This is a genomic window from Micromonospora sp. AMSO1212t, from assembly GCF_008868145.1.
GTDB classification, from domain to species: domain Bacteria; phylum Actinomycetota; class Actinomycetes; order Mycobacteriales; family Micromonosporaceae; genus Micromonospora; species Micromonospora tulbaghiae.
Map to the genome: position 1 here is coordinate 15868 of NZ_WBKS01000039.1, position 26379 is coordinate 42246.

At 73.9% G+C, this 26379-nt stretch carries 22 protein-coding genes; 5 read left to right on the forward strand and 17 right to left on the reverse strand.

The genetic code is table 11. The annotated features are described in order from the left end of the window. Positions 1-2: 2 nt before the first annotated feature. Complete coding sequence (locus F8279_RS13070; RefSeq protein ID WP_225853256.1) at positions 3-1595, reverse strand: DUF423 domain-containing protein; 1593 nt, start codon at positions 1593-1595, stop codon at positions 3-5. Positions 1596-1655: 60 nt separating this feature from the next. Beyond that, entirely contained in the window at positions 1656-2702 is a 1047-nt protein-coding gene (lipA, locus tag F8279_RS13075; protein ID WP_175438737.1) for a lipoyl synthase, read from the reverse strand. A gap of 357 nt (positions 2703-3059) precedes the next feature. On the opposite strand from lipA, the gene aspS reads away from it, so the two are divergent. Further along, positions 3060-4346: an aspartate--tRNA(Asn) ligase gene (gene aspS / locus F8279_RS13080; protein ID WP_151500061.1), complete on the forward strand. Its 1287-nt coding sequence runs from the start codon at positions 3060-3062 to the stop codon at positions 4344-4346. Positions 4347-4867: 521 nt separating this feature from the next. Here aspS and F8279_RS13085 read toward each other — a convergent pair. The 3 genes from F8279_RS13085 to F8279_RS13095 form a co-directional block, all read right to left on the reverse strand. Beyond that, positions 4868-5260 carry a VOC family protein gene (locus F8279_RS13085; RefSeq protein ID WP_091421178.1) on the reverse strand — a complete coding sequence of 131 codons (393 nt, stop codon included), beginning with the start codon at positions 5258-5260 and terminating at the stop codon, positions 4868-4870. A 5-nt stretch (positions 5261-5265) separates the two neighbouring features. Continuing rightward, positions 5266-5907, reverse strand: coding sequence for a lipoyl(octanoyl) transferase LipB (gene lipB / locus F8279_RS13090; protein WP_151500062.1), 642 nt, complete (start codon positions 5905-5907; stop codon positions 5266-5268). A gap of 70 nt (positions 5908-5977) precedes the next feature. Then, complete coding sequence (locus F8279_RS13095; RefSeq protein WP_151500063.1) at positions 5978-7789, reverse strand: DUF2079 domain-containing protein; 1812 nt, start codon at positions 7787-7789, stop codon at positions 5978-5980. Positions 7790-7962: 173 nt separating this feature from the next. Between F8279_RS13095 and F8279_RS13100 the strand changes: the two genes are divergently transcribed. Then, positions 7963-9204, forward strand: a complete 1242-nt coding sequence (locus tag F8279_RS13100; RefSeq protein ID WP_151500064.1) for a PHB depolymerase family esterase — start codon at positions 7963-7965, stop codon at positions 9202-9204. A 24-nt stretch (positions 9205-9228) separates the two neighbouring features. On the opposite strand, the gene F8279_RS13105 is transcribed toward F8279_RS13100, so the two are convergent. The 5 genes from F8279_RS13105 to F8279_RS13125 all read right to left on the reverse strand — a co-directional run bounded on the left by F8279_RS13105 (position 9229) and on the right by F8279_RS13125 (position 14316). Continuing rightward, entirely contained in the window at positions 9229-10128 is a 900-nt protein-coding gene (locus tag F8279_RS13105; RefSeq protein ID WP_091421166.1) for a TIGR01777 family oxidoreductase, read from the reverse strand. Between the two features lie 151 nt (positions 10129-10279). Continuing rightward, positions 10280-11290, reverse strand: a complete 1011-nt coding sequence (locus F8279_RS13110; protein ID WP_151500065.1) for an aldo/keto reductase — start codon at positions 11288-11290, stop codon at positions 10280-10282. An 11-nt stretch (positions 11291-11301) separates the two neighbouring features. Beyond that, positions 11302-12249, reverse strand: a complete 948-nt coding sequence (locus F8279_RS13115) for an LLM class flavin-dependent oxidoreductase (RefSeq protein ID WP_151500066.1) — start codon at positions 12247-12249, stop codon at positions 11302-11304. A 120-nt stretch (positions 12250-12369) separates the two neighbouring features. After that, positions 12370-13704, reverse strand: a complete 1335-nt coding sequence (locus tag F8279_RS13120; RefSeq protein WP_151500067.1) for a low temperature requirement protein A — start codon at positions 13702-13704, stop codon at positions 12370-12372. A gap of 45 nt (positions 13705-13749) precedes the next feature. Next, the gene (locus F8279_RS13125) at positions 13750-14316 is read right to left on the reverse strand and encodes a TetR/AcrR family transcriptional regulator (RefSeq protein ID WP_151500068.1); all 567 of its coding nucleotides are present in this window, start codon (positions 14314-14316) and stop codon (positions 13750-13752) included. 147 nt (positions 14317-14463) lie between these two features. On the opposite strand from F8279_RS13125, the gene F8279_RS13130 reads away from it, so the two are divergent. Beyond that, on the forward strand, positions 14464-15399 hold the full coding sequence (locus F8279_RS13130) for an SDR family NAD(P)-dependent oxidoreductase (protein WP_151500069.1): 936 nt from the start codon (positions 14464-14466) through the stop codon (positions 15397-15399). Positions 15400-15461: 62 nt separating this feature from the next. Here F8279_RS13130 and sucB read toward each other — a convergent pair whose 3' ends face one another. After that, the gene (gene sucB / locus F8279_RS13135; protein WP_151500070.1) at positions 15462-17264 is read right to left on the reverse strand and encodes a 2-oxoglutarate dehydrogenase, E2 component, dihydrolipoamide succinyltransferase; all 1803 of its coding nucleotides are present in this window, start codon (positions 17262-17264) and stop codon (positions 15462-15464) included. A 66-nt stretch (positions 17265-17330) separates the two neighbouring features. Continuing rightward, positions 17331-18722, reverse strand: a complete 1392-nt coding sequence (gene lpdA / locus F8279_RS13140; RefSeq protein WP_151500071.1) for a dihydrolipoyl dehydrogenase — start codon at positions 18720-18722, stop codon at positions 17331-17333. 179 nt (positions 18723-18901) lie between these two features. On the opposite strand from lpdA, the gene F8279_RS13145 reads away from it, so the two are divergent. Then, a complete protein-coding gene (locus tag F8279_RS13145; RefSeq protein WP_091421137.1) occupies positions 18902-19231 on the forward strand; it encodes a hypothetical protein in 330 nt (109 codons plus the stop codon). Between the two features lie 55 nt (positions 19232-19286). Here F8279_RS13145 and F8279_RS13150 read toward each other — a convergent pair whose 3' ends face one another. Further along, on the reverse strand, positions 19287-20855 hold the full coding sequence (locus tag F8279_RS13150; protein ID WP_091421134.1) for a leucyl aminopeptidase: 1569 nt from the start codon (positions 20853-20855) through the stop codon (positions 19287-19289). Positions 20856-21021: 166 nt separating this feature from the next. On the opposite strand from F8279_RS13150, the gene gcvT reads away from it, so the two are divergent. Then, complete coding sequence (gene gcvT / locus F8279_RS13155) at positions 21022-22146, forward strand: glycine cleavage system aminomethyltransferase GcvT (RefSeq protein WP_192580689.1); 1125 nt, start codon at positions 21022-21024, stop codon at positions 22144-22146. 10 nt (positions 22147-22156) lie between these two features. On the opposite strand, the gene F8279_RS13160 is transcribed toward gcvT, so the two are convergent. From F8279_RS13160 to F8279_RS30960, 4 genes are all read right to left on the reverse strand, one after another. After that, positions 22157-23446, reverse strand: a complete 1290-nt coding sequence (locus F8279_RS13160) for a DUF2314 domain-containing protein (RefSeq protein WP_091421131.1) — start codon at positions 23444-23446, stop codon at positions 22157-22159. Positions 23447-23509: 63 nt separating this feature from the next. Further along, the gene (gene cobS / locus F8279_RS13165) at positions 23510-24283 is read right to left on the reverse strand and encodes an adenosylcobinamide-GDP ribazoletransferase (RefSeq protein ID WP_091421129.1); all 774 of its coding nucleotides are present in this window, start codon (positions 24281-24283) and stop codon (positions 23510-23512) included. Next, entirely contained in the window at positions 24273-26216 is a 1944-nt protein-coding gene (locus F8279_RS13170; protein WP_151500073.1) for a bifunctional adenosylcobinamide kinase/adenosylcobinamide-phosphate guanylyltransferase, read from the reverse strand. The genes cobS and F8279_RS13170 overlap by 11 nt, the downstream gene beginning before the upstream one ends. After that, positions 26206-26364, reverse strand: coding sequence for a nicotinate-nucleotide--dimethylbenzimidazole phosphoribosyltransferase (locus tag F8279_RS30960; protein ID WP_225853257.1), 159 nt, complete (start codon positions 26362-26364; stop codon positions 26206-26208). The genes F8279_RS13170 and F8279_RS30960 overlap by 11 nt, the downstream gene beginning before the upstream one ends. Between the last annotated feature and the right edge of the window lie 15 nt (positions 26365-26379).

Genomic DNA, 26379 nt, shown 5'->3' on the forward strand with positions numbered 1-26379 from the left:
CGTCAGCGGCGCGGCAGGTAGATCTGCCAGCCGGCCACCGTGACCACGTCGAGCGCACCGGATTCGGTGCCGAGGCGTTCGTCCAGCCGCGCGGCCAGCGGCGAATCGGCCGGTGCCACCCACGCCGCGTCCGGGTCGGCCGCCACCGCCCGCCGGTACGCGGGCAGCCTGTCGAAACCCGGCGTCAGGTCGTCGTCGACCACAGCACAGACCACGTTCTCGCCGGTCGCGTAGGTGAGCCGGTTGCACGTCCAGTAGCCGCCGCGTACGTGCCGGACGTCGAGCGCGCCGAGCGTGTCCACGAGCGATCGGTGCCGGTCGGCCTCGGCATGCACGGCGGGCGCCGCCCGGATCAGGTCCACAGTGGCCGCCGCGCCGGTGCCGAGCACGCCCGCGAGCACCACCACCGCCGCGATCCCCGCCACCCGGGCCGTCGGCCGGCGAGCGGCCCGCCACAGTGGCCAGAGCAGGGCCGGTACGGCGACCGCCAGGCACGACAGGTAACGGCTGCTCTCGATCGGCGTCTGCCCGGCCGCGTTGCTCACCGCGTACGCGGCCAGCACCCCCGTCGCGCCGCCGAGCAGCGCCAGCCGCACCCCGGCCGACACCCGCTCCGCCGAACCCGGACGGCCGGAAGCGCGGCGCAGGGTGTGCCACGCGGCGAGCGCGGCGAGCACCAGCAGCACCGGGAACGCGACGGCCCACCAGAGCTGCCAGGTGGCACACCGGCCGGGGGAGCAGAAACCCATTGCCAGCGGCGGTCCGAGGACCAGCCCGCCGTGCAGCCGGTCCGCCCAGTCCGCGGCAGCGCCGGAGCCACCCGCCGCCAGCACCGCGGTGACCGGGTTGCGGCCGTGCCGGATGCTGTCCACGAGCATCGGCGCCGCGCCCAGCAGCAGCGCGCCGGCCAGCACGAACCCGGCCCGGCCGGCCAGTTCCCGCCGGCGCCACGCCACGAGCAGCGCGCCGAGCGTCAGCACGTACGGCAGGATCAGCGGGTCAACCCACAGCAGCACCCCGGCGATCAGTCCCCAGGCCGCCCAGCGGGGCAGCCGCGTGCCCGGCCCGGTCACGCAGAGCCCGATCGTGAGCAGCGCCAGCGCCGTGCCGGCCGGGTTCAGCTCCGGATAGCCGCCGCCGGCGATGAGCTGGTTCTTCACCACCCGGTCGGAGCCGAGCGCCAGCACGGCGACGACGAGCAGGGCGTACCAGCGGTCACCGCCGAGCCGCCGGGTCAGCCGCCAGGACAGCAGCAGGAACAACGCGTACAGCGCCAGCGTGGGCAGCCGCAGCACGAGCACCGACGGCCCGGCGAGCGCGACCAGCGGCGCGGCCAGGTACGCCTCCAGCGTGCCCATGTACGCCTGGCCGTAGAACCAGACCGGGAAGCCGTCGCCGCGGACGATGTGCAGGGCGGCCAGCCCCATCGTCGCCTCGTCGCTGTTGGTGGGCGGGACGTCGGCGAACAGCAGCGCCAGCCGGTAGCCCACCCCGGCGAACCCGACGAGCAGGGCGAGCAGCGTCGGCAACGGCAGCCGCCGGGGCGTACGAGGGCGCACGGCTTCGCGTGGCTCCTCGCGTACCCCGGCGGTCATGCCTGTGATCATGGCATCCGGCGGGCGGCCGGCGGCGGGTGACGCGGTGGTCGGCCGGCCTCAGCCGGCGACGGTGACCTCCCGGCGGGCGTCGAGCGCCTGCTGGTAGAGACGGCCCGCGCGGTACGACGAGCGGACCAGCGGGCCGCTCATCACGCCCGCGAAGCCGATCTCCTCGGCCTCCTCGCGCAGCTCGACGAACTCCTCCGGCTTGACCCAGCGGGTCACCGGGTGGTGCCGGGGGGAGGGACGCAGGTACTGCGTGATGGTGATCAGTTCGCAGCCGGCCTCGTGCAGGTCGCGCAGCGCCTGGGACACCTCGGCGCGCTCCTCGCCCATGCCCAGGATCAGGTTGCTCTTGGTGACCAGGCCGTCGGCCCGCGCCTGGCGGATCACGTCCAGCGAACGCTCGTAGCGGAACGCCGGGCGGATCCGCTTGAAGATGCGCGGCACGGTCTCCACGTTGTGCGCCAGCACCTCGGGCCGCGAGCCGAAGACCTCGGCGAGCTGCTCCGGCACGGCGTTGAAGTCGGGGATCAGCAGCTCGACACCGCAGCCGGACTGCAGCGCGTGGATCTGCCGGACCGTCTCGGCGTAGAGCCAGGCCCCGCCGTCGGGCAGGTCGTCGCGGGCGACACCGGTGATGGTCGCGTAGCGCAGGCCCATCGCGGCGACGGACTCGGCGACGCGCCGCGGCTCGTCGGCGTCGAACTCGGCCGGCTTGCCGGTGTCGATCTGACAGAAGTCGCAGCGCCGGGTGCACTGGTCACCACCGATGAGGAAGGTGGCCTCCCGGTCCTCCCAGCACTCGTAGATGTTGGGGCAGCCGGCCTCCTGGCACACGGTGTGCAGCCCTTCGCGCGAGACGAGCCCGCGCAACTGGGTGTACTCCGGGCCCATCTTGGCCTTGACCTTGATCCACGGCGGCTTGCGCTCGATCGGCGTCTCGGCGTTGCGCGCCTCGATCCGCAGCATCCGCCGCCCCTCCGGGGCGACAGTCGCGGTGCGCGCTGCCTGCTCAGTCGTCGGCGCGGATTGCTCGATCGTCACAAAACCGAGCGTACGCCGGTCGGCGGCGGTCGATGAACGGCGGGCGACGGCCGTCACGCCGGAATCGCTGTGACACCGGACACCAGGGGCGAAAAAACCCGGTCACAGTGCGGCACGCGCGGTGCTAGCGTGCCGGGCAGAGCTGTGACGGAGCCGAGTAACGGACCGATCCCGCCAGTCGAGAGAGCCGCCGGTTGCTGCGAGGCGGTCTGGCGCCGGTTCGTGAAGACCCTCCCGAGCTGCGGGAAGAACGGCGTGTCGCGCCCAGTAGAGCCCGCCCGGCCGGCCCCGGTGAAAAGGCGTCGAACGAGGCTCCCGCCCTGGCGGGGGCGAAGGTGTGGTGGCACCGCGAGGTTCCCGCTCGCCCACACCTCCCTGGGGATCGCGTTGCGATTGGTCAAGGAGGTAGTCGTCGTGCAACGCATCCTGTCCACCCAACTCCCCGCCCATGTGGGCGCCACCGTGCGGCTCGCCGGCTGGGTCCACCGCCGCCGGCTGCTCAAGTCGGTGGCCTTCCTGATCCTCCGTGACGCCGCCGGGCTCGCCCAGGTGGTGGTCGCCGTGCCCGCCGTGCGGGAGCAGGTCGAGGCGCTCACCGAGGAGACGGTCGTCGAGGTGGTCGGCACGGTGGTCGCGAACCCCACCGCGCCCGCCGGGGTCGAGGTCGTCGAGCCGACGGTACGTCCGCTCGGGCCACCCGCCGTCGCGCCCCCGTTCGACCTGTACCGGCCGGCGCTCACCGCCACCCTGCCCACTCAGCTCGACCACGCGGCGACCGCGTTGCGGCACCCGAGCCGATCCGCCGCGCTGCGGATCTCGGCGGCGGCCGTGTCCGGCTTCCGGGCCACCCTCGACGAGCAGGGGTTCGTCGAGGTGCACACGCCGAAGGTGGTCGCCTCGTCGACCGAGAGCGGGGCGAACGTGTTCGCGCTGGACTGGTTCGGGCGGCCCGCCTACCTGGCCCAGTCGCCGCAGTTCTACAAGCAGCTCATGGTCGGCGTCTTCGAACGGGTCTACGAGGTGGGGCCGGTGTTTCGCGCTGAGCCGCACGACACGGTGCGCCACCTGGCCCAGTACACGTCGCTCGACGTCGAGCTGGGCTTCGTGACCGACCACCGGGACGTGATGGCGGTGCTGCGGGGCACCCTGGCCGGGATGGTGGCGACAGTCGCCGAGCGGGTCGGCGGTGCGCTGGCCACGCTCGGCGTGACGGTGCCGGAGGTGCCGGCCGAGATTCCGGCGGTGCACTTCACCGACGCGCTGAAGATCGCCGGAGCGCCGGCCGACGAACCCGACCTGGCGCCGGCGCACGAGCGGGCGCTGGGGGAGTGGGCGCTTCGGGAGCACGACAGCGACTTCCTCTTCGTCACCGGCTACCCGATGGCGAAGCGCCCCTTCTACACCCACCCGGACCCGGCCCGGCCCGCGTACTCGAACGGTTTCGACCTGCTGTTCCGGGGCGTGGAGCTGGTGACCGGCGGGCAGCGGCTGCACCGGCACGCCGACTACCTGGCCGCCCTGGCGGCGCGGGGCGAGCCGGTCGAGCCGTACGCCGGGTACGTGGACGCGTTCCGGCACGGCATGCCGCCGCACGGCGGTTTCGCGATCGGGCTGGAGCGGTTCGTCGCGCGGCTCACGGGCGCGGCGAACGTCCGGGAGGTGACCGCCTTCCCGCGCGACCTGCACCGCCTCACGCCCTGACGGCTGCGGCCGGTACGGCTTGCTCCGTGCCGGCCCGCGGCGGCGGACTTCCTCTCTGCCGGTCCCGGTCCCGGTCCCGGCGTCGGGCACGGGCTCGCCAGAGCCGTCGGTCGAGCCGCCGCCCTCCGCAGCCGACCCAGGTTGGCCACTGAGAGTTATGAGGAGCCCTGCAGCCTTGTGATCACGATCGGTGATGGGGCATCCGGAGTCGTCGAGATGCCCTTTACGCCGACGAATCTCGCTGAGCAGGGGTTATGGCGTATGGCCCTCGGTGGGGAGAGAAGGGTGTCTGCGCACTTTGCTCTGCAGCCACGAGCGCAACGATCAACCGGGAGTGACCGTCGCGGATCCGGCTGCAGAGCAAAGTCGGCATGAGGTCACATGCCACGGACACGGCTCTGTTACTTACCGTGACCGATGGCGAGGCGGTTCCGGGCGGGCGACGACCCGCACCGGTCGGCCACCGCGCACCGAGCGGATGCGCGGTGGCCGGGGGCGGGAGGCGAGGGGACGAGGAGCGGTCAGGCCGGACCGAGCAGATCCCAGGGGTTGCCGGCGATGTCGCGGAAGACCGCGACCCGGCCGTACGGCTCGGTGCGGGGCGGCCGGACGAACTCGACGCCCGCGTCGGCCATCCGCCGATACACCGCCTCGAAGTCGTCGACCTGGAGGAAGAAGCCCACCCGGCCGTGGGTCTGGTCGCCCACCGCACCTGCCTGGTGCTCGCCGTCGGCGCGGGCCAGCAGCAGGCCCGTGCCTCCACCCGGTGGGCGTACCACGACCCAGCGCTTGGGACGGCCGTCGTTGGTCAGCGACGGGCTGTCCTCCGCCAGCTCGAAGCCGAGCACCTCGGTGAAGAACGCGACGGCCGGGTCGTACTCGGCCACGACGAGTGTGACCAGGTCGAGCCGCACCGGCCTCAGACCCGCGTCAGCGTCGGCAGGTGCCGCTCGACCACGGGCAGCACGTCGGCGACTGAAATCGGCTGGCCCAGCTCGGCGGTCAGCGAGGTGACCCCGGCGTCGCGGATGCCGCAGGGCACGATCCGGTCGAAGAAGCCCAGGTCGCAGTCGCAGTTGATGGAGAAGCCGTGCAGCGTGACGCCGCGGGCCACCCGGATGCCGATCGCGGCCACCTTGCAGGCCGGGCCCCGGTCGTCCTCCGGCACCCACACGCCGCTGCGCCCCTCGACCCGGCCGGCGGCCAGCCCGAACTCGGCGCAGACGTCGATCAGAAGCTGCTCGGTGCGCCGGACGTACGCGACCACGTCGACCGGGTCGGTCAGCCGGACGATCGGGTAGCCGACGAGCTGCCCCGGGCCGTGCCAGGTGATCTTGCCGCCGCGGTCCACGTCCACCACCGGGGTGCCGTCCATCGGCCGGTCCCACGGCTCGGTGCGCTTGCCGGCGGTGTAGACGCTGGGGTGCTCCAGCAGCAGCACGGTATCGCCCTGCTCGCCGGCCACCACCGCCTCGTGCAGCCGGCGCTGCTCGTCCCAGGCGGCCTGGTAGTCGAGCAGGCCGGCGCGGACGGCGGTCAGCCCGGAAGTCGTCACGCTCACCCGTCCAGCCTAGTCCCGCCCTCCGGGAACCGGACCCGTGAGCCTCGTCGCCATCGCACCGCTGCGACGATCACTCCGGCACCCGCCACAGCCAGACGTCCTCGACCCGCTCGGGCGGGCCGAGCAACGCGGTGGCGGTGCGACGCAGCGCCTCCTCGTCGACGTCGAACTTGGCGCCGTGCACGCGGTCCGGCAGTACGACCGCCTGCACCCCCCAGTAGCGGAGGTCCGCCCGGGACTCGCGGATGCTGCCGTCGGTGATGATCGGCACCAGCCCGGTCCGGCCGGCCTGGTCCATCAGCGAGTCGAAGGTGCGCGGCACCGGGCCGATCCGGCCCCGGCCCTCCGGGCCGCCCGGCCCGAGGAAGAACCCGGAGGGGATCCGGAACTCGCCCTGCCGGTTCGCCAGCGCGTACGCCTGCCAGCGCTGCCCGTCCGGGTAGACGTCAACGGTCAGCGGCAGCGGGGTCAGCACCCCGTCGGGCGGGACGTAGCGCTGCCAGGCACCGCTGGTGATGAACGCCGGGATCGGCTCGCGGACGCTGGTCAGCAGCGGGGTCGGCACCAGCGGCAGCAACGCGGCGACGAAGCCGAGCGTCCAGGCGAGCCCGGTCACCCGGTGCCGTGGCGGCCGGGCGCGCAGCGTGTCGATCGCGTACGCCAGCAGCAGGCCGATGACCGGCGCGACGACGAGCGCCAGCCGGGACGGCAGCGCCGCGTTGATCACCGGCAGGTTGTCCAGCACCCCGAACGGCAGCGTCTGGTCGAAGCGGCGGCCGTTCCACTTGACAGTCGGCCCCCACGACAGCACCGCGAAGACCACGGCGGTCACCCCGAGCGCCGCGAGCGTGGCCCGGAACGCGCGGTCCGCGCGCCACCACAGCAGCGCGAAGCACGCGACGGCGAGCAGGAGCAGCGGTACGCCGAAGAACGAGTTCTCCTCGGTCGGGTTGGGCGCCAGGGAGGTGCCCCAGCCGGCCCAGCCGGCCAGCGACCGGCGCGGGTACGACCCGTACGCGGCGATGTCCTCGGAGTGGATCAGCGGGTCGAACCCGGTGCCGTGGAACCGTTGCGGTCCGAGGAAGTGCAGCCAGAGCGGGTACGCCAGCAGCACCCCGGCGACGAGCGCTGTCACGCCCAGCCCGGCCGCCATCCGGGGCAGCGCGGCACGCACCTCGGACCGGCGGGCCGGATGCAGCGCCCACACCGCGAGGAACACGCCCAGCGCCAGCGCGGTGAAGAAGAGCCCTTCGGCGGCGATCGAGAACGCGACCGCCACCAGCAGGCCGAGCACGATCCCGCCGGTGACGGCCCGGCCGGGACGCCGCAGCCGGAACACGCCCCAGATCAGCAGCGGCACCAGCCAGCCGGCGGTCCAGTTCAGGTGCGCGTTCGCGTGCGACACCATCGCCGGGCAGAAGGCGATGAACAGCGCGCCCACACCGGCGGCCAGCCGGCTGCGCACCAGGTGCCGGCTGAGCAGCCAGTACCAGGCGACAGCCGTCGCGGCCAGGTTGAGCGTGAGGATCACCAGGAACGTCGCGGGCGGCCCGATCAGGTACGTCAGCGGCGCGAAGACCGCCGCGTACACGGTGATCGACGTGTTGACCGCGAGGTTCACCCCGTCCGGGACGTTGATCAACGTGGTGAACAGCGGGTTCTGCCCGTGTGTCAGCGCGTGCCCGCCGAACGCCAGCAGCCACTCGAACAGCGCCTGGTCGCTGGAGTTGACGGTGATCGCGCGGCTGTTGGGATCCCGCCACAGGCCACTCGTCACCCAGAGGGCCAGGGCCAGCGCGGCGAGCGTGACCAGCAGGTCGGCGCGCCGGTCACGGACGCGGCTCGGCGACGGCCCGGTGGCCGGGAACGGGGAGGACGGCACGCAGCGGACGTTACCAACCTGACCTGGGCAGACCGCCCGGACACGAAACTCGCCCGCACACTTCGGCGGTCGTGAATGTGTGAGTGGCGGCCATTCCGGTGTGACGAAACGCGGCCGTAACGTCGCGGCAACTCGGAGGTGACTCAGTTCACATTCCACGATCGGGAGGTCCCGTGCCCCGCTCCTCATCCCTCATCGCCCGCGTCGCCGGGGCGGCGGCCGGGGTCGTGCTGGCCGCGGCCACCGCCCTGGTCGCCGCCCTCCCCGCCCAGGCCGCCTCGCTGACCCAGGTCACCGGGTTCGGCTCCAACCCCGGCAACCTGGCCATGTACGCGTACCGCCCGGACGGCCTGCCCGCCGGCGCGCCCGCCGTGGTGCTGCTGCACGGCTGCGTGCAGAACGCCTCGACGTACGTCGCCAACTCCGGCTGGCAGAAGTACGCCGACCAGTGGAAGTTCACGCTCATCGCGCCGCAGCAGCCCAGCGGCAACAACGCCAACTCCTGCTTCAACTGGTTCGAGACCGGCGACACCGCACGCGGCCAGGGCGAGGCGCTGTCGATCAAGCAGATGGTCGACTACGCCAAGACCAACTACGGCACCGACGGAGCCCGGGTCTACGTCAGCGGCCTCTCCGCCGGCGGGGCGATGAGCGCGGCCATGCTCGCCGCCTACCCGGACGTCTTCGCCGCCGGCTCGATCATCGCCGGCATCCCGTACCGCTGCGCCACCAGCACCGTCACCGCGTTCAGCTGCATGAACCCGGGCGTGGACAAGACCCCGGCACAGTGGGGCGACCTCGTCCGCGGCGCGTACGCCGGCTACACCGGCAAGCGCCCCCGCGTGGCGATCTGGCACGGCACCAGCGACACCACGGTGGCCACCGCGAACGCCGCCGAGTCGCGGGACCAGTGGACGAACGTGCTGGGCGTGTCGACTACCCCGACCAGCACGTCCACGCTGCCTGCCGGTACGGGCCTGGAGGTCTACGGCAGCGACCAGGTCCGCCTCTACCGGGTCTCCGGGATGGGCCACGGCACCCCCGTCGACCCGGGTACGGGCGCGGACCAGTGCGGCACCGCCGGGGCGTACTTCCTCGACACCATCTGTTCGACGTACCGGGACGCGGTCTTCTTCGGGCTCGGCGGTGGCGGCGCCTCGCCGAGCCCGACCCCGACGGCGACCGCGTCGCCCACCCCGACCGCCTCGCCCTCGCCGACCCCGACCGCGTCGCCGACCGGCGCGCCGGTCTGCGTCACCGCCAGCAACTACGCGCACGTGGTGGCCGGGCGGGCCTACCAGTCCGGCGGGTACGCCTACGCGCTCGGCAGCGGGCAGCGGATGGGCCTCTACAACACCTTCTACACGAGCACGCTGAAGCAGACCGGGCCCGCGTACTGGGTGATCGGCTGCTGATCCGTCACGTCGCGCCGCCCTCGCTCACCCGGTGAGGGCGGCGCGCAGCGCGCCCGGCAGGTCCGGATGCGCCCAGGAGAAGCCGGCCTTGTCGAGCACACCGGGCAGCACCCGCGTGCTGGTGAGCGCCTCCTGCGCGAAACCGCCGAGCGCGACCTTCAGCGCCACTGCCGGGATCGGCATGATCGCGGGGCGGTGCAGCTGCCGGGCCAGTTCCCGGGTGAACTCCGCGTTGGTGACCGGCGCCGGGCCGACGACGTTCACCGGGCCGGCCACGTCGTCGCGAGCCAGCAGGAACTTCGCGGCGTCGAGCCAGTCCCGCATCGAGATCCACGGCAGCCACTGCCGCCCGTTGCCCAGCTTGCCGCCGACACCGAGCCGGAACGGCAGGAGCTGCGGTTTGAGCAGGCCGCCGTCGCGGTGCAGCGGCAGTCCGGTACGCAGGCGCACCACCCGTACGCCGGCGTCCTCGGCCGGGCGGCTCGCGGCCTCCCAGACCCGGCAGACGTCGGCGAGGAACCCCTCACCGGCCGGCGCCTCCTCGGTGACCGCCCGGTCGCCGGTGTTGCCGTACCAGCCGACGGCGGAGGAGTTCAGCAGCACCGCGGGCCGGTCGGCGGCGGGCAGGCCGGCGATCGTGATGGCGAGCGTGGTGGTGCTGTCCACCCGACTGGTCCGGATCACCTTCCGGTACTCGTCGTTCCAGCGCTTGTCGCCCACCCCGGCGCCGGCCAGGTTCACCACCGCGTCGGCGTCGGCGACGCACTGCGGATCGAGCTGCGCGGCGGACGGGTTCCACTGCCGTTCGACGGGGGTGCGCGGCGGGCGGCGGACCAGGCGGGTGACCTGGTGGCCGTCCGCGGTGAGGCAGTCGACCAGTCGGGTGCCGAGGAAACCGGACGCGCCGGCCATGAGGATCCGCATGCTCACATCTTCGAGTACGGAGCGCGATTCGGATGCGTTGAGCGAAATCACTCACTCGTCACGCCCGCCGCGCATTCGAGCCCGAGCCGTCGCTCAAGTCCTTCGACATCGTGGCGGTGCACCCGGACGGCCCCGCGGCGGGACCGGGCGGTCAGGCGTCGGCCGGGGCGGTACGCAGGTCGGCGAGCAGTCGTTCCACCTCGGCGAACGCGTCCTGCGGCAGTGGCCCGTACGCCAGCGCGCCGAGGTTCTCCTCGGCCTGCGCGACGGTCCGGCAGCCGGGGATGGGCAGGGTGTGCGGGCTGCGGGCGAGCAGCCAGCCCAGCGCGCCCTGGGCGAGGGTGCGGCCGTCGGCGGTCAGCGCCTCGCGGACCCGGGCCACCCGCTGCGCCCACTCGGCGCGCGGTACGCCGCCGGTGAACCAGTCCAGCCACTCCGGGGCCACGCCGCGCACGTCGTCGTCGCCCCGGGCGGTCGGTGCGTCCTGATACTTCGCGGTGAGCAGGCCCATCGCCAGCGGCCCCCGGTTCAGGGCGGCCAGGTCGAACTCCGCGCAGACCGCGAGCATCGCGGCGTTGTCCCGCAGCACCGACTGGTCGTGCTGGATCGCCGCGCAGTGCGGTCCGGCCTCCGCGAAGGCGCGCGCCGAGGCGGGATCGTCGGTGCTCCAGCCGTACGCCCGGATCTTCCCCTCCGCGACCAGGTCCTCCAGGGTGCCGACGAGGTCCAGCGCCTGCGGCACCGGCAGGCCGCCCAGGTGGAGCTGGTACAGGTCGACGTGCTCGGTGCCGAGCCGGCGCAGCGAACCCTCCAGGCTGCGCCGGGCGTAGTCCGCTGTGGCGTCCTCGCCCAGGGCCTGCCGGGTCGCCTCGTCGGTGGGGTAGCCGAACTTGGTGGCGATGACGGCTCGGTCCCGGCGGCCGGCCAGCGCGCGCCCGAGCACCCGCTCGCTGTGCCCGGCGCCGTAGTTGCTGGACGTGTCGAACAGCGTCGCGCCCAGGTCGAGGGCCCGGTGGACGGTACGCACCGACTCGTCGTCGTCCACCTCGCCCCAGCCGAGTGGTTGGGTGCCGTCCCAGAGCGGGCCGCCGATCGCCCAGCAGCCCATGCCGATCGCGCTGACCTCGATGCCGCTGCGGCCCAGCCGTCGTGTCGTCGTCATGCGCACAGTGTTCACTTTCGAGTGTGCTCGAAGTCCAGCTCTTTTCCGGCCAGCCGCGGCAGGAGCGGGGCGAGCGCGTCGACGGCCCCGGCGCGTACCACGAAGCGGGTGACGCCCCACCGGCGCTCGTGCCCGGCCACCGCCGAGACGATCTCGTCGGGCGTGCCGATCAGCACGAACGGGGTGGCCAGCACCTCCGTCGGCGTGAGTCCGGTCTCGGCGGCCGTCACGGCGGCGGCCGCTTCGGCGTCGTCGGTCACGGCGACGTGCTGGACCAGCGCCTCCAGGACCGGCGGGGTGTCCCGGCCGGCCGCGCCGGCCGCCACCTGCGCGAGCTGCGCCTCGATCTGTTCGGCCCGCCACCGGACGGTGTGCTGGTGACCGTCGGGCAGGGTACGGCCGAAGCCGGTCAGGCCGACCACGTCGGCGTGCGCCCCGGCCCAGCGCAGCAAGGTCGAGTTGGCGGTACCGACGGTGAGCGGGATCCGGTCCTGGACCGGCCGGGGCTCCTTGAGGCGTGCGGAGTGCGCGGTCAGCTCCTCGGTGTCCACAGTGACCTCGTGGCCGGCAAGCAGCGACCGGACCGCCTCGGCCACCGCGACGCAGCGGCGGACCCGACCGGCGACGTCCGGGCGCTCGCGCCCGACGGCCCGCCACTCGGCCGGCGTGTGGCCGGCGCCGAGGCCGAGCCGGGCCCGCCCGCCGGAGACCACGTCCAGGGTGGCCACGTCGGCGGCGAGCAGGATCGGCTCCCGGACGCCGGCGTTGGAGACGTACGAGCCGAGGCCCAGCGTGCTGGTCACCGCCGCAGCGGCGGCGAGCGCGACGAACGGCGACGCGCAGTCACCGGGGTGGTCGGCCGCGAACAGCGCGTCGAAACCGGCTGCCTCGGCGGTACGGGCCAGCTCGGTCCAGCTCGCCGCGTCGGTGGGATGGGCCTGTACGGAGAAGGTCGCCATCGCCTCAGCATCGGCGCGCCCCGGACCGCCGGCCACCCCGTACGCGCCGATTCTGCCGACGGCCGAACGTCACACCGCGTCGAGGCGGGCCAGGTCGGCGGGGGAGAGGCGCAGCGCGGTTCACCCGTTCTCGTCGCGGTCCTCGGGTTGCTCGTGCCAGCGGGCCCGCCAGGCGGCCTCGTGCGCCTCGTGGCTGGTGCGTTCCTCGAAGACCAGCTTGCGCAGCGCCTGCCGGCCCTCGGCGAAGACGATCACCTCGACGGCCACCATGCCCACTGTGATCGCGGTCAGCATGCCCAGCGCGGCCAGCCCCGGCACCCGCTCCGCGACCGGGATGGTCACGCCGAGCAGCAGCACCGTGCCGACCCGGGTCCAGCTCACCGTGTGCAGGGTGCGGAGCTGGAACAGCATGTTGCCGCAGAGGTAGCAGATCACGCCGCCGAACAGCAGCGGCACGCCCGGTCCGTGCGCCGGTTCGCTCGGCGGCACGTTCGGGTCGGCGATGCCGTGCACGATCGTCTCGGCGCCGAGCGCGAACAGGATGATGCCCGCGATCATCGGCAGGAACAGGTACGCGTACGCGTCCCGGGCCATCGCCACCCGGGGACCGTCCTGCGCGGCGTGCAACGCGATCCGGGCGGCCGGGCCGACCATGTCGTAGTGCGCCCACCAGAGCGCGGCGGTGAAGAAGATGCCGAGCACCGCCGCCGCCACGGCCGGCCAGGTGGGCGGCTGGCCGAGCAGGTTGCTGCCCACGCCGACCGAGATGACCGACTCGCCCAGCGCGATGATCAGGATGAGGTCGTACCGCTCGGTCCAGTGTTCGGCGGACGCGACGCCCCAGCCCCAGGTGCCGGCGAGGATGCCGGTGCCGTACTGGAGCAGGATGACCCCGGCCCACAGCACGTCCCGGAGCACCGCGGCGGAGAACAGGTCGTCGATCCTCGGCGGCAGCAGTGCGGCGACGAGCAGCAGCGCGGTGCTGCCGATCGCCTCGGGGGCGAACCGGATCAGTTGCCGGCGCTCGTTCGGGCTGTCCCGGACGGCGTGCCGGTAGAGCAGCAGGTGCACCAGCCGCAGGACGGTGTAGCTGAGCGCCGCGACCATCGGGCCGGCCGCGTTGCCGCGCGGGTCGCGGAACGCGTGCGGCAGGGACAGCGCGAACGTGAACAGCGCGGCCATGCCGACCGTCATGAGCACCGGGACGAAGCCCTCGCCGAGGCGTACCCGGGTGGCGACCACGCTGTGCACCACCCACGACCACCAGAGCACGGCGAGGACCAGCAGCGCGTGCAGCAGCGCGCCGCCGGTCACCTGGAGCGCGGTGGCCCGGGTGATGATGAAGAACGAGAAGACGAAGACCAGGTCGAAGAAGATCTCGAACCGGTCGACCCGCGCGCCCGGAGCCACCGGCACGGCCGGCCCCAGGCGTCCTCGCCACCCGTACGAGCCCACCGGCCGAGTCTGTCAGCGCCGGTCCGGGCCGCGGGCCGATTCCGGTCAGCCCGGCCGGTGACGCAACCCGTCCATCAGCAGGTCGAGCAGGCGTCCGGCCTGGGCGCGCTGGTCCGGCTCGCCCGCCACGAGGGAGACCCCGCTGAGGCTGGCGAGCACGTCGGCGGCGGCCACGTCGGCGCGTACGACGCCCGCGGCGGCACCGGCCGCGAGCAGTTCGCCGAGCGCCGCGAGCAGCCGGTCGCGGCTCTGCGCGTACGGGTTGGTGCCGGAGGCGATGACCAGCCGTAGCGCGTCGGCCATGCCCCGCTTGGTGGCGAGGTAGTCGACGAACCGGTCCATCCAGGCCCGCAGTGCCGCGTCGGCGGGCTGGGCCGCGAGCAGCGCCGGCGCCGCGTCGCAGAGCTTCTCCAGCTCGTTGCGGTACGCCGCCTCGATCAGCGCCTCCCGGCTGGGGAAGTGGCGGTAGAGCGTGCCGATGCCGACGCCGGCCTCCTTGGCGACCCGGTCCAGCGTTACCTCCGGGCCGTCCTGGGAAAACGCGTGGACCGCGGCGTCCAGCAGCCGCTGCCGGTTGCGCAGCGCGTCCGCGCGCAGCGGTCGGTCGGGCACGGGCCCTCCTCCCTCGACCGGGTCGCCGGCCCGGCACCGTGGTAACCGGAGCCCCCTCCGGTTATGCTGGCGGAGTAACGGAGGATCCTCCGCTTCTCATCGTAGCGGGCGGACATCGGTCCGCGTCGCCGTCGACAAGGATGGACCATGACAACCCCGACACCAGTCACCACCCCGTTCTCCGCCGAGACCACAGCCCTGGAGGTGGTCCGCGACCTGGACCTGACCGGCCGCCGGGCCGTCGTCACCGGCGGCGCCTCCGGGATCGGCGTGGAGACCGCCCGCGCGCTCGCCGCCGCCGGAGCGGACGTCACACTCGCCGTACGCAACACCGAGGCCGGGCAGCGCGCCGCCGACGACATCACCGGCACCACCGGCAGCGACCGGATCCTGGTCGCCCCGCTCGACCTCGCCGACCTCGCCTCGGTGGCCGCGTTCGTCCGCACCTGGGACGGGCCGCTGCACATGCTCGTCGACAACGCCGGGATCATGGCCTCACCCGAGATGCGCACCGAGCAGGGCTGGGAGATGCAGTTCGCGACCAACCACCTCGGCCACTTCGCGCTCGCCACCGGGCTGCGCCCGGCGCTCGCCGCGGCCGACGGCGCACGGATCGTCTCGGTCAGCTCGGCGGCCCACCTGCGCTCACCGGTGGTGTTCTCCGACATCCACTTCCGGCAGCGCCCGTACGACCCGTGGCTGGCGTACGGGCAGTCCAAGACCGCGAACGTGCTGTTCGCGGTGGAGGCGACCCGCCGCTGGGCCGACGACGGCATCTACACGAACGCGCTGATGCCGGGCGCGATCCGGACCAACCTCCAGCGCTACATCAGCGAGGAGGAACTGGCGCGGATGCGCAGCGGCAACGCGGCCGCCTTCAAGACCCCCGAGCAGGGCGCGGCGACCTCGGTCCTGGTCGCCACCTCGCCCCTGCTCGACGGCGTCGGCGGCCGGTACTTCGAGGACTGCCAGGAGGCCGGCCCGAACCAGCCGGGCACCCGCACCGGCTGGGCCGCGTACGCCCGGGACCCGGAGGCCGCCGAGCAGCTCTGGACCGTCTCCGAGGAGCACCTGCGCGGCTGACCCGCGGAAACGACGAAGGGGGCGCGCGGCATGTCGCCGCGCGCCCCCTCGCCGTCTCGGATCTACAGACCCAGTTCGGCCTCGAAGTTGCCGCCCTCCAGCCGCTCCTTCACCGCGGTGAGGAAGCGGGCCGCGTCGGCGCCGTCGATCAACCGGTGGTCGTACGACATGGCCAGGTAGACCATCGACCGGATCGCGACGACCTCACCCAGCTCCGGGTCGTTGACCACGACCGGACGCTTCACCACGGCACCCGTGCCGAGCATCGCCGACTGCGGCGACGGCACGATCGGGGTGTCGAACAGCGCGCCCCGGCTGCCGGTGTTGGTGAGCGTGAACGTCGCCCCGGCCATCTCGTCCGGGGTGATCTTGTTGGCCCGGGTGCGCTCGGCAAGGTCGGCGATCCGCTTGGCGATGCCGCCCATGTTGAGGTCACCGGCGTTGTGGATGACCGGCACGAGCAGCCCGCGCTCGGTGTCCACCGCGATACCCAGGTGCTCCGCGGCCGGGTAGGTGATCGTCCCGCCGTCCAGGTCCATGCTGGCCTGGATGATCGGGTACGTCTGGAGCGCCTCGATCGCGGCCAGCGCGAAGAACGGCAGGAAGGACAGCTTCACGCCGTGCTTGGCCTGGAACGAGTCCTTGGCCCGCGCCCGCAGCCTGGCGACCTTGGTGACGTCGACCTCGACGACGGTGGTCAGCTGCGCCGTCTCGTGCAGCGACTGCTGCATCCGCTTGGCGATGGTGGCCCGGATCCGCGGCAGCTTCTCCGTGGTGCCCCGCTTGGCGCTCGGCTCCGGCTTGGCGGCCGGCTTGGCCGGGGCCTCGGCCTTGGCGGCCGGCGCGGCCGCGGCCGGCTCCGGCTTGGCGGCCTTCGCCTTCTCGGCCGCCTCCAGCACGTCCTGCTTGCGGATGCGGCCACCCACGCCGGTGCCCTTGATCGAGCCCAGGTCCACGCCGTGCTCGGCGGCGAGCTTGCGCACCAGCGGCGTCACGTACCCGGCGGCGTCCTCGCCGTACTCGGCCGGAACGCTCTGGCGCTGCGTGGCGGCCGGCGCGGCCGGCTGGGCCGCCGCCTCGGCCTTGGCCGGCTGCGCGGCCTGCTCCGTCTCGGCGGCCGGCTCGTTGTATGACGCGCCCGGGGTCGGCTCCTCGACCTTCGGCTCCGGCTTCGGCTCGGCCTTGGGCTCCGGCTTCGCCTCGGCCTTGGGCTCCGGCTTGGGCTCGGGCTTCGGCTCCGCCTTCGCGGGCGCGGCGCCGGCCACCCCGACGATCGCCAGCACGGCGCCGACGTCGGCGGTCTCGTCCTCGGCGACCTTGATCTCCTGAAGCGTGCCGGCGACCGGCGACGGGATCTCGGTGTCGACCTTGTCGGTGGAGACCTCCAGCAGCGGCTCGTCGACCTCGACGGTCTCGCCGACCTGCTTGAGCCAGCGGGTGACGGTGCCCTCGGTGACGCTCTCGCCCAGGGCCGGCATGGTCACCGGCGTGCCCTCGCCCGACGACGCGGCGGGCTGGGCCGGCTCCTCGACGGCCGGCTGCTCGGCCTCGGCGCCCGGCTCGGCGGCGGCCGTCGGCTCGGTGGCCGGCTCGGCCTCCTCGGTGGGAGCCGCGCCGGCGTCCTCCCCCTCGCCGGCGATGACCGCCAGCTCACTGCCGACCTCGGCGGTCTCGTCCTCGCCGACCACGATCCGGCTCAGCACGCCCGCCGCGGGGGACGGGATCTCGGTGTCGACCTTGTCGGTCGACACCTCGAGCAGGGGCTCGTCGACCTCGACGGTGTCACCCTCCTGCTTGAGCCAGCGCGTGACGGTGCCCTCGGTGACGCTCTCGCCGAGCCGGGGCATGGTGACCGATACCGGCATGTTCTCCAGACTCCTTCATTCCCCTGGTGGGATCATCGCCCGTCGCCGGACGCCGCGGTTGTCGTGTCAGGCGTGCGCGTGCAGCGGCTTGCCGGCCAGGGCCAGGTGCGCCTCGCCCAGAGCCTCGTTCTGCGTCGGGTGGGCGTGCACGAGCTGCGCCACCTCGGCCGGGTACGCCTCCCAGTTGTAGATGAGCTGCGCCTCGCCGATCAGCTCACCGACCCGGGCGCCGACCATGTGCACGCCGACCACCGGGCCGTCGTCCACCCGGACCAGCTTCACGTGGCCGGCGGTCTTGAGGATCTGGCTCTTGCCGTTGCCGCCCAGGTTGTAGTTGTAGGTCTTGATCTTGTCGGCGCCGTACTGCTCCTTGGCCTTCGCCTCGGTCAGGCCAACCGACGCCAGCTCCGGGTCGCAGTAGGTGACGCGCGGGATGCCGGCCTCGTCGATCACGGCCGGGGTCTTCCCGGCGATCTCCTCGGCGACGAAGATGCCCTGCTGGAAGCCACGGTGCGCGAGCTGCAGGCCGGGCACGATGTCGCCGACGGCGTAGACGTTCGGCACGCTGGTGCGCAGCCGCTCGTCGGTCAGCACGTAGCCGCGGTCCATCTTGACGCCCTGCTCCTCGTAGCCGAGGCCGGCGGTGTTCGGGCCGCGGCCCACGGCGACCAGCAGCAGCTCGGCCTCGACCGTGTCACCGCCGGAGATGGTCAGCTTCACGCCCTTGTCGGTCTTCTCGACCTTCTCGAACGGCTTGCCGACCTTGAAGTTGATCTTCCGCTTGCGGAACGCCCGCTCCAGCGCCTTCGACGACTCCTCGTCCTCGGCGGCGACCAGGCGGGGCAGCGCCTCGACGATGGTCACGTCCACGCCGAAGGACTTCCAGACGCTGGCGAACTCGACGCCGATCACGCCGCCGCCGAGCACGATCGCCGACGACGGGATCCGGTCCAGCGTCAGCGCGTGGTCGCTGGTGATGATCCGCTCGCCGTCGACGTCCAGGCCGGGCAGGCTCTTGGCGTACGAGCCGGAGGCCAGCACGACGTTGCGGCCGGTGTAGCGCTTGCCGTCCACCTCGACGACGTTCTTGCCGACCAGCTTGCCGGCGCCCGCCACGAAGGTGATCTTCTTGCTGCTGCCCACCAGGCCCTGGAGGCCCTTGTACAGGCGGGAGACCACGCCGTCCTTGTACGAGTTGACCGCCGTGATGTCGATGCCGACCAGCTCGGCCTTCACACCGAACTGCTCGGACTCGCGGGTCTGGTCGGCGATCTCGGCGGCGTGCAGCAGCGCCTTGGTCGGGATGCAGCCGTTGTGCAGGCAGGTTCCGCCCAGCTTGCCCTTCTCGATGAGCGCGACGGAGAGGTCCAGCTGGGCGGCACGCAGCGCCGCCGCGTAGCCGCCGCTACCACCTCCGAGGATGACGATGTCGAAGGTCGTGTCGTTCGGCTCGCTCACATCCAACTCCCAGGTCGCGTCACTGCATCGGGGGTTACGGCGGAGTAACAGACACACCCCACCTCGGTCATCTTGTCACCACCACGGACCGGGCGCGTACCGAGGTGCCCAACGACACGTCGGTGACACGTACCCTTGGCACCGTTCTCGATGACGGCCGTGGGGGAGGAGTGGATTCGGTGGGGCTGTTCCGACGACGCAAGCGGGCGGTCCCGGCGAGCCGCGACCGCGCCGCCGACCGTGCCGATCTGGACCATCTGGAGAACTTCGTCCGGACCCGGAAGGGCGTCGAGGCGTACATCGAGCCCCGCACGACGGTCACCGAGACCACGATCATGCTGATCGCCGACGACGGCGAGTGGACCCGGCGGCGCGTCGGCGGACCGGACGAGGCCCGCCGCTGGGCGCACCGGATCGCCATTCCGATCTACGACGTGCGGCTGATGGGCTATCCGCAGCGCATGCGCGACTACAACGAGCGCCGCAAGCGCCGCCCCGAGCTGTACTGAGAGCACGGAAAAGGGCTCCCGGCGACGCCGGGAGCCCTTTTCTCGTACGAGTCGGTCAGCCGTTGGCGGCGACGTCCTCGACCAGGTGCACGAGCGTGCGCACCGGCACGCCGGTGCCGCCCTTGGTCCAGTAGCCGGTCGCCTCGCCCGAGTGGTAGCCCGGACCGGCGATGTCGATGTGCGCCCACGCCACGTCGTCGGTCACGAACTCGCGCAGGAACACCCCGCCCTGGAGCATGTGCCCGGCCCGGTCCATCCCGGCGTTGACCTGCGAGATGTCGGCCACCTCCGACTCCATGCCCTTGCGCACGTCGTCCGGCAGCGGCATCGGCCAGGCCGGCTCGCCGGTCGCGTCACCGGCCACCCGCACCCGCTCGCACAGCTCCTGGGTGCCCATCACACCGGCGATCCGCTTGCCCAGCGCGATCACCTGCCCGCCGGTCAGCGTCGAGGTCTCGAACAGGTAGTCCGCGCCGTCCGCGCAGGCCCGCGCCATCGCGTCGGCCAGCACCATCCGGCCCTCGGCGTCGGTGTTGAGCACCTCCACCTTCTTGCCGTTGAACATGCTGATCACGTCACCCGGGCGGTAGCTGGTGCCCGACGGCATGTTCTCCGCCATCGGCAGGTAGCCGGTGACGGTCACCGACGGCTTGAGCGCCGCGACCGCCAGCATGGCCGCGCCGACCGCCGCCGCGCCCGCCATGTCCGACTTCATCTCCCACATGCCCTGCGCCGGCTTGATCGAGATGCCGCCGGTGTCGAACGTGATGCCCTTGCCGACCAGCGCGACCCGCTTGCCGTTGCCGCCACCGTCCGGCGTGTAGGTGAGCTTCACCAGCCGCGGCGGGGCCTCGGAGCCCTGGCCGACGGCGAGGATGCCGCCGTAACCACCGGCCGCCAGCGCCGCCTCGTCCAGCACCTCGACCTCCAGCCCCGCCTCGCGGGCGGCGGCGGAGACGACGTCGGCGAACGCCGGGGGACGCAGCTCGTTCGGCGCGGTGTTGACCCAGTCCCGGCTGGTCCGCACCGCACCGGCCACCGCCTGCGCCCGCGCGATCTCGGCCTGGGCGGTCGCGTCGGCCGCGTCCGGCACCGCCACCAGCACCTCGGCCACCGGCTCGCGCCGGGCCGGCTGCGGCTTGGTCTTGTAGCCGGCGAACCGGTAGCCGCCCAGCAGCGCGCCCTCGGCGACCGCGCGCAGCGCGGCCGGGGCGTCGGCGTCGTCGGGCAGCGGCAGGGCCAGCGCGACGCGCGGGGCACCGGCCAGCGCCCGCACCGCGGCGCCGGCGGCCCGGCGCAGCGACTCCGGCGCCGGAGCGGCGCCCGAGGGCTCCGGGCCGAGGCCGACGGCCACGACCAGCGGCGCGGTCACCGTGCCCAGCGTGGCCAGCTTGATCACCTCGCCCGGGCCACCGGTCGCGCCGAGCAGGGCCAGCGTCTCGGTCAGCTTTCCGTCGAACGCGGCGGCGATGCTCTCCCCGCCGGTCGCCAGCAGCAGGGCGTGGGCGGGTGCGCCGCTGCCCGGCTCGGTGGTCTGGCTGTGCACGCCGATCACGATCGCGTCGACGGCGAGTTCGGCGGGGTCGGTGTCGACCAGGCTGAGGGTGGTGCGGGGCGATGTCACGAAAGCTACTCCGGGCGGGCCGGGCCGGCCGCGTCGTCGCGTACCGGCGATGAAGGTGTCTCCGGCGGCAACCTACCCGCCGGGAGGCGTGGCTGTCCCGCCGATGCGTGCCGACGGGATCCCGCCGATGCTAACCACAGCGGGCCGGGCCGGTAAGTTGCCACCCATGACCGAGGTGACCTCCGACGCTGCCGAGACCCGGCTGCGCCGATCCCCGCTGCACGAGCGGCACACCGCGCTCGGCGCGAAGTTCGCCCCCTTCGGGGGCTGGCAGATGCCGCTGGAGTACGCCGGTGGCGGCGTGCTCAAGGAGCACACGGCCGTCCGTGAGGGCGTCGGCGTGTTCGACGTCTCGCACCTGGGCAAGATCCGGGTCACCGGGCCGGGCGCGGCGGACTTCGTCAACGCCTGCCTCACCAACGACCTCGGCCGGATCACCCCCGGCCAGGCGCAGTACACGCTCTGCTGCGACGACGCCACCGGCGGCGTGGTGGACGACATCATCGCCTACCTGCACGCCGACGACCACGTCTTCCTGGTGCCCAACGCGGCCAACACCGCCGAGGTGGCCCGCCGCCTGCGCGCCGCCGCGCCCGAGGGCGTCACCGTCACCGACGAGCACGAGGCGTACGCGGTGCTCGCGGTCCAGGGCCCGCGTTCGGCGGAGCTGCTGGACGCCCTGGGACTGCCCACCGGGCACGACTACATGAGCTTCTCCACCGCCGGCCTGGACGGGGTGGAGCTGACCGTGTGCCGCACCGGCTACACCGGCGAGCTGGGCTACGAGCTGGTCGTGGCGTCCGAGCACGCGGTCGCCGTCTGGGACGCGATCTTCGCCGCGGCCGACCACGTACGGGCCTGCGGCCTGGCCGCCCGGGACACGCTGCGCACCGAGATGGGCTACCCGCTGCACGGGCAGGACCTGTCCCCGGAGATCACCCCGGTGCAGGGCCGCTCCGGCTGGGCGGTGGGCTGGGACAAGGCGGCGTTCTGGGGCCGCGACGCGCTGCGCGCCGAGAAGGCCGCCGGCCCGGCCCGTACGCTGCGCGGCCTGACCGCCGTCGACCGGGCCATCCCGCGCCCGGGCATGGCCGTGTACGCGGGCGACCGGCAGGTCGGCACCGTCACCAGCGGCACGTTCAGCCCGACGCTCAAGCAGGGCGTCGCGCTGGCGCTGGTCGACACCGACCCGAAGCTGCCCGACGGCGAGGAGCTGGAGGTGGACATCCGTGGCCGCCGTGCCCGGATGCGCCTGACCAGGCCGCCGTTCGTCAAGCCCTCGGTGCGCTGAGCCGCGCGGGTCAGTCCTCGCCGCGTTCCCCGGCGTCGAGGACTGCCTGCGTCCAGCCGCCCTCCAGCACGCCGGTGCCGTCCAGCACGGCCCAGTCGACCACGTCCGACGCCTCCACCACCACGGGGGAGCCGATCCGCACGCTCGGGTCGGTGTTGGCGTCGCTGGCGCTGGCGGCGACGATCCGTTCCGGGGTGTCCCACGAGGTCACCCCGGCCCAGACGTACTCGGGGCCGTCGTCGCCCGGCAGGCCGTACTTGACCACGAGCTGGCTCTCCTCGGGCAGCCGCCCGGCCAGGAAACGGGCCCGGATGTCGCCCAGCGCGGCGCGGGCGGTCTCCACCGCGCGGCTCATCGCGTCACCGGTGCGGGTGTAGCGCACGTCCGGCTGGATGCCGTTGAACAGCGTGGCGCAGGCGGCGGCGAAGTAGCGGCCGGGCGGGCCCGGGTGCCCGGGCGGCGGGTTGAGGCTCAGGAACGAGTCGGCGTCCGGGTCGGTGGCCGGGTCCAGCTCCAGCCGCAGCAGCACCGGCGCGGTCGCGCCGTGCTGCTCCGGATTGCCGTACGCCACGGCGATGTCGTGCCCGGTCACCGTGGCGAGCACCGGCAGCTGCACGAACGCCGGCACCTCCTCGCCGGTGAGCCCGTCGGTCCAGTCCCGCAGCAGCCGCCGGGCCGCGCCGGTCATCACCGCGCCCCACGCCCGGGTCAGGTGGTCCGGTACGCCCTGGGCCTGCAACTCCAGCAGCCCGAACCGGCGCAGCCCTTTCGTGGTGAACCAGAGCCCGTCGGAGTCCGAGGAGTAGGGCACCAGCACCCAGTCGACGAGCCGGATCCGGCCCTGCTCGTCCGGCAGCGAGCGCAACGCCGCCGCCGGGTCCAGGAACTGGAGCCCGAAGACGTCCACCACGTCCCCGCCCACCGTCTCGGCGACCGCCGCGGCCACCGCGCGGGCGGCCCACTCGTGCGCGGGCGGCCAGCCGGGCCGGTACTCGGCCTGCACCACCACCAGGTGGGTGGCGGCGGCCAGCCGGGCCAGTTGCTCCTCGGTGGCGCCGAACGCGGTGAGCAGGTCCGGCGGCAACTCGGGGAACTCGTCGACGGTACGGGTGTCCACGGTCATCAGCGGGCTGTCGAGCATCTGCCGGGCCAGCCCGTGCACCGGCTCGGCGAGCCGGCCGGCCAGCCTCTCCACTGCGGTCTTCGGGCTCACCTTCGGCAGCCCGGTGATCGGCACCAGGTAGGTCGCGTCGAGCGACTCGGGCACCGGTACCGGCAGGAAGTCGTCCGTGATGAGCATGCCGTCCCCCTCGACCGTGCCGGTGCACTCGCCCCGAACGCTACCCGCCCGGACCGCCGGCGCTCAGCCGGTCAGCGCCAGTCCCAGGTAGGACAGCGTGGTGACGATCTCCACGAGCGCGCCGAGCACGTCGCCGGTGATGCCGCCGAAGCGGCGTACCAGGTGCCGGAGGAGCCCGGCCGCGACGGCGAGCGCGCCGAGCACGGCGAGCGGCCCCTGCCACGGACGGTCCGGCACCGCGGGCACCGCCGCCAGCGCGACGGCGAGCGCGCCGAGCGCCAGTGCCGCCCGGCCCACCGTGCCGGCGACGAGCGCGCCCAGGCCCTCCGGCCGGGCCGCGGGCACGCCGCGCCGGCAGGCCAGGCCGACGGCGAGCCGCCCGGCCGCGGTGGCCGCGACCACGGCGGCGAACGCGGCGAGGGCGTCCCGGCCGGCCAGCTCCGCGAGCACCGCGCTCTGGAGCAGGAGTACGACCACGAGCGCGACCACCCCGAACGGGCCGACGTCCGGCTGCTTCATGATCTCCAGCGCGGCCGGTCCGCGCCGGTACGAGCCGAGCGCGTCCACGGTGTCGGCCAGCCCGTCGAGGTGCAGGCCCCGGGTGAGCAGCGCGCCCAGCCCCACGGTGACCACTGCGGCGACGAAGGGTGGCGCGAGCGCGCCGGTGAGCAGGAGCACCCCGCCGAGTACGGCGCCGAGCAGCGCGCCGACCAGCGGTGCGAGCGCCATCGCGGTGCCGGCGGCGGCCCGGTCGACCCGGCCGGCGCGTACCGGGGCGGTGGTGAACGTGGTGAGCGCCAGCCGGATGCCGTCGGCGAGCCGCGCCTCAGTCGGCACGTCGGCCGGGGTAAACCGGCTCGTCGGCCCCGACGGTGGTCGGTCCCGGACCGGCCGGCTCCGGCTCGGTGAAGTCCGGTTCGTCCTCGGTCCGGTCGGCGTCGCGGCCGTCGTCGGTGCCGCCCTCGTCGTCGGTGCCGCCCAGCGACGGGTGCACCGGCAGCGTGGCGGCGAGCGTCAGCGCGGAGCGCAGCAGCGGCAGCGCGGCCAGCGCGGTCGCCCCCTCGCCCAGGTCGAGCCGCAGGTCCACCAGCGGGGTCAGGCCGAGCACGTCGGCGGCGAGCCGCACGCCCGGACGGCCGCCGTGGTCGGGCAGCAGGCACCAGTGCCGGGCCTGACCGGCCAGGTCGCGGCTGACCATGGCGGCGGCGGTGCCGACCGGCCCGTCCAGCAGCACCGGCACCTTGCGGGCGGTGGCGCCCAGCAGCACGCCGGTGGCCAGCGCGATGTCGCCGCCGCCCAGCTCGGCCAGGACGTCCTTGGCCTCCCGGGCGGAGCGCCGGGTGCGGTGCAGCGCGTCCCGCACCGCCGCGCAGCGGACCATCCAGGCGGTGTCGTCGATCTCGCCCTGCTCGGTGACCACCCGGCCGAGCACAGTCGGCGGCTCCGCGCCCGCGGTGGCCGCGAGCACCGCCGCGGCGGCGGCCTCGGCGCCCGCACCGCACGCGGCCAGCACCAGCAGCTGCACCCCCGCGTCGGCGGCCTGCTCGGCGAGCCGCCAGCCGTAGCGCAGCGCCGCCTCGACCTCGTCGGCGGCCAGGGCCGGGCCGTCCTCCATCGGCGCCGAGGCGGGCGCCTCGACGATCTGGAGACCGGCCCGGTTCTCGGCGGCGAGCCGGGCCAGCGCGCCCCGGCCGGCGCGGGCCTGCCGGGCGCGGCGGGCCGACTCACCGGGCGTCGCGCCGGCCGACGCGCCGCCCGCGTGGTCGCCCTGGATCAGCAGTACGCGCACCGAGTCCCACGGACGCGGCGTCGAGGTGCCCTGGGTGGCGGCGGCGAAACCGACCACCTGCTCCAGCACGCCGAGTCCGGCGCCCGGGACGTCGAGGGTGGCGAGCCGGTCGACGGCCTGCGGTCCGGTGTAGTCGTCCGGCATCGGCAGTTCCATGCCCGGCTGGATGACCAGACCGGTGGCGATCATCGGCAGCGCCATCGTGGGCGCGGCCCAGTCGCCCGCACCGGGCTCGCTGGACGTGGCCGGGGCGGGTACCGGAGCGGCGGCCGGGGTGAGCACCTCGGGCAGCGTCACGTCCCCGGCGCCGAGGTCGGCCGGCACGGTGTGGGTCGGCGCGGCCTGGTTGTGCGTGGTGCGGGGTGCCGCGGCGCGGCCCGGCACGGTCTCGGGCGACGTGGCCGCGGGCGGCACGGCGTGCGCGGGGGCCGGGGTGGCCGGCTTGAGCCACGCGGTCTGACCTGCGACCACGAGCGCTACCGCGTCGCAGGCGTCGGCGACCGCGCGGTTGGTGGCGCCGAGCGCGTCGGTGAACGCCCGGCCCAGCGGCGTGGTGGGCACCAGGGACAGACCCACCTCGGGGCTGACCAGCACCAGCCGGGCCGTGCTGGAGCGCACCGCCGCGGCCAGCTCGGCGATCGTCGCGGTGTCGTCGGCGGGCTGGTGGGCCGGGTCGAGCAGCACAGTCACCCAGCCGCCCAGGTCGTCCACGAGCAGCGTCTCGTTCGGCCCGGCGGCGGCGATGACCTCGACCAGCCGGCCTGGGTCCGCCGCGGTCTCCTCGGTGCTCCAGCTCCCCGGCCGGCGGGCGCGGTGCGCCGCGAGGCGGATCGCCCACTCGGTGTCCTCCGGGTCCCCGGCCGGGGCGGTGGCCACGTACCGGACCGTGGGCGCGTCGGCGACCAGTGACTCGGCGAACTCGGACTTGCCGGAGCGGATACCGCCGAGCACCAGGAGGGTGTGCCACCCGTCAACGGACATGCCCGTACCTTAGTTCGCCCGCCCCCGTTCCGGGCAGCAGCGTGGCGGCGAGCGTCAGCGCGGAGCGCAGCAGCGGCAGCGCGGCCAGCGCGGTCGCCCCCTCGCCCAGGTCGAGCCGCAGGTCCACCAGCGGGGTCAGGCCGAGCACGTCGGCGGCGAGCCG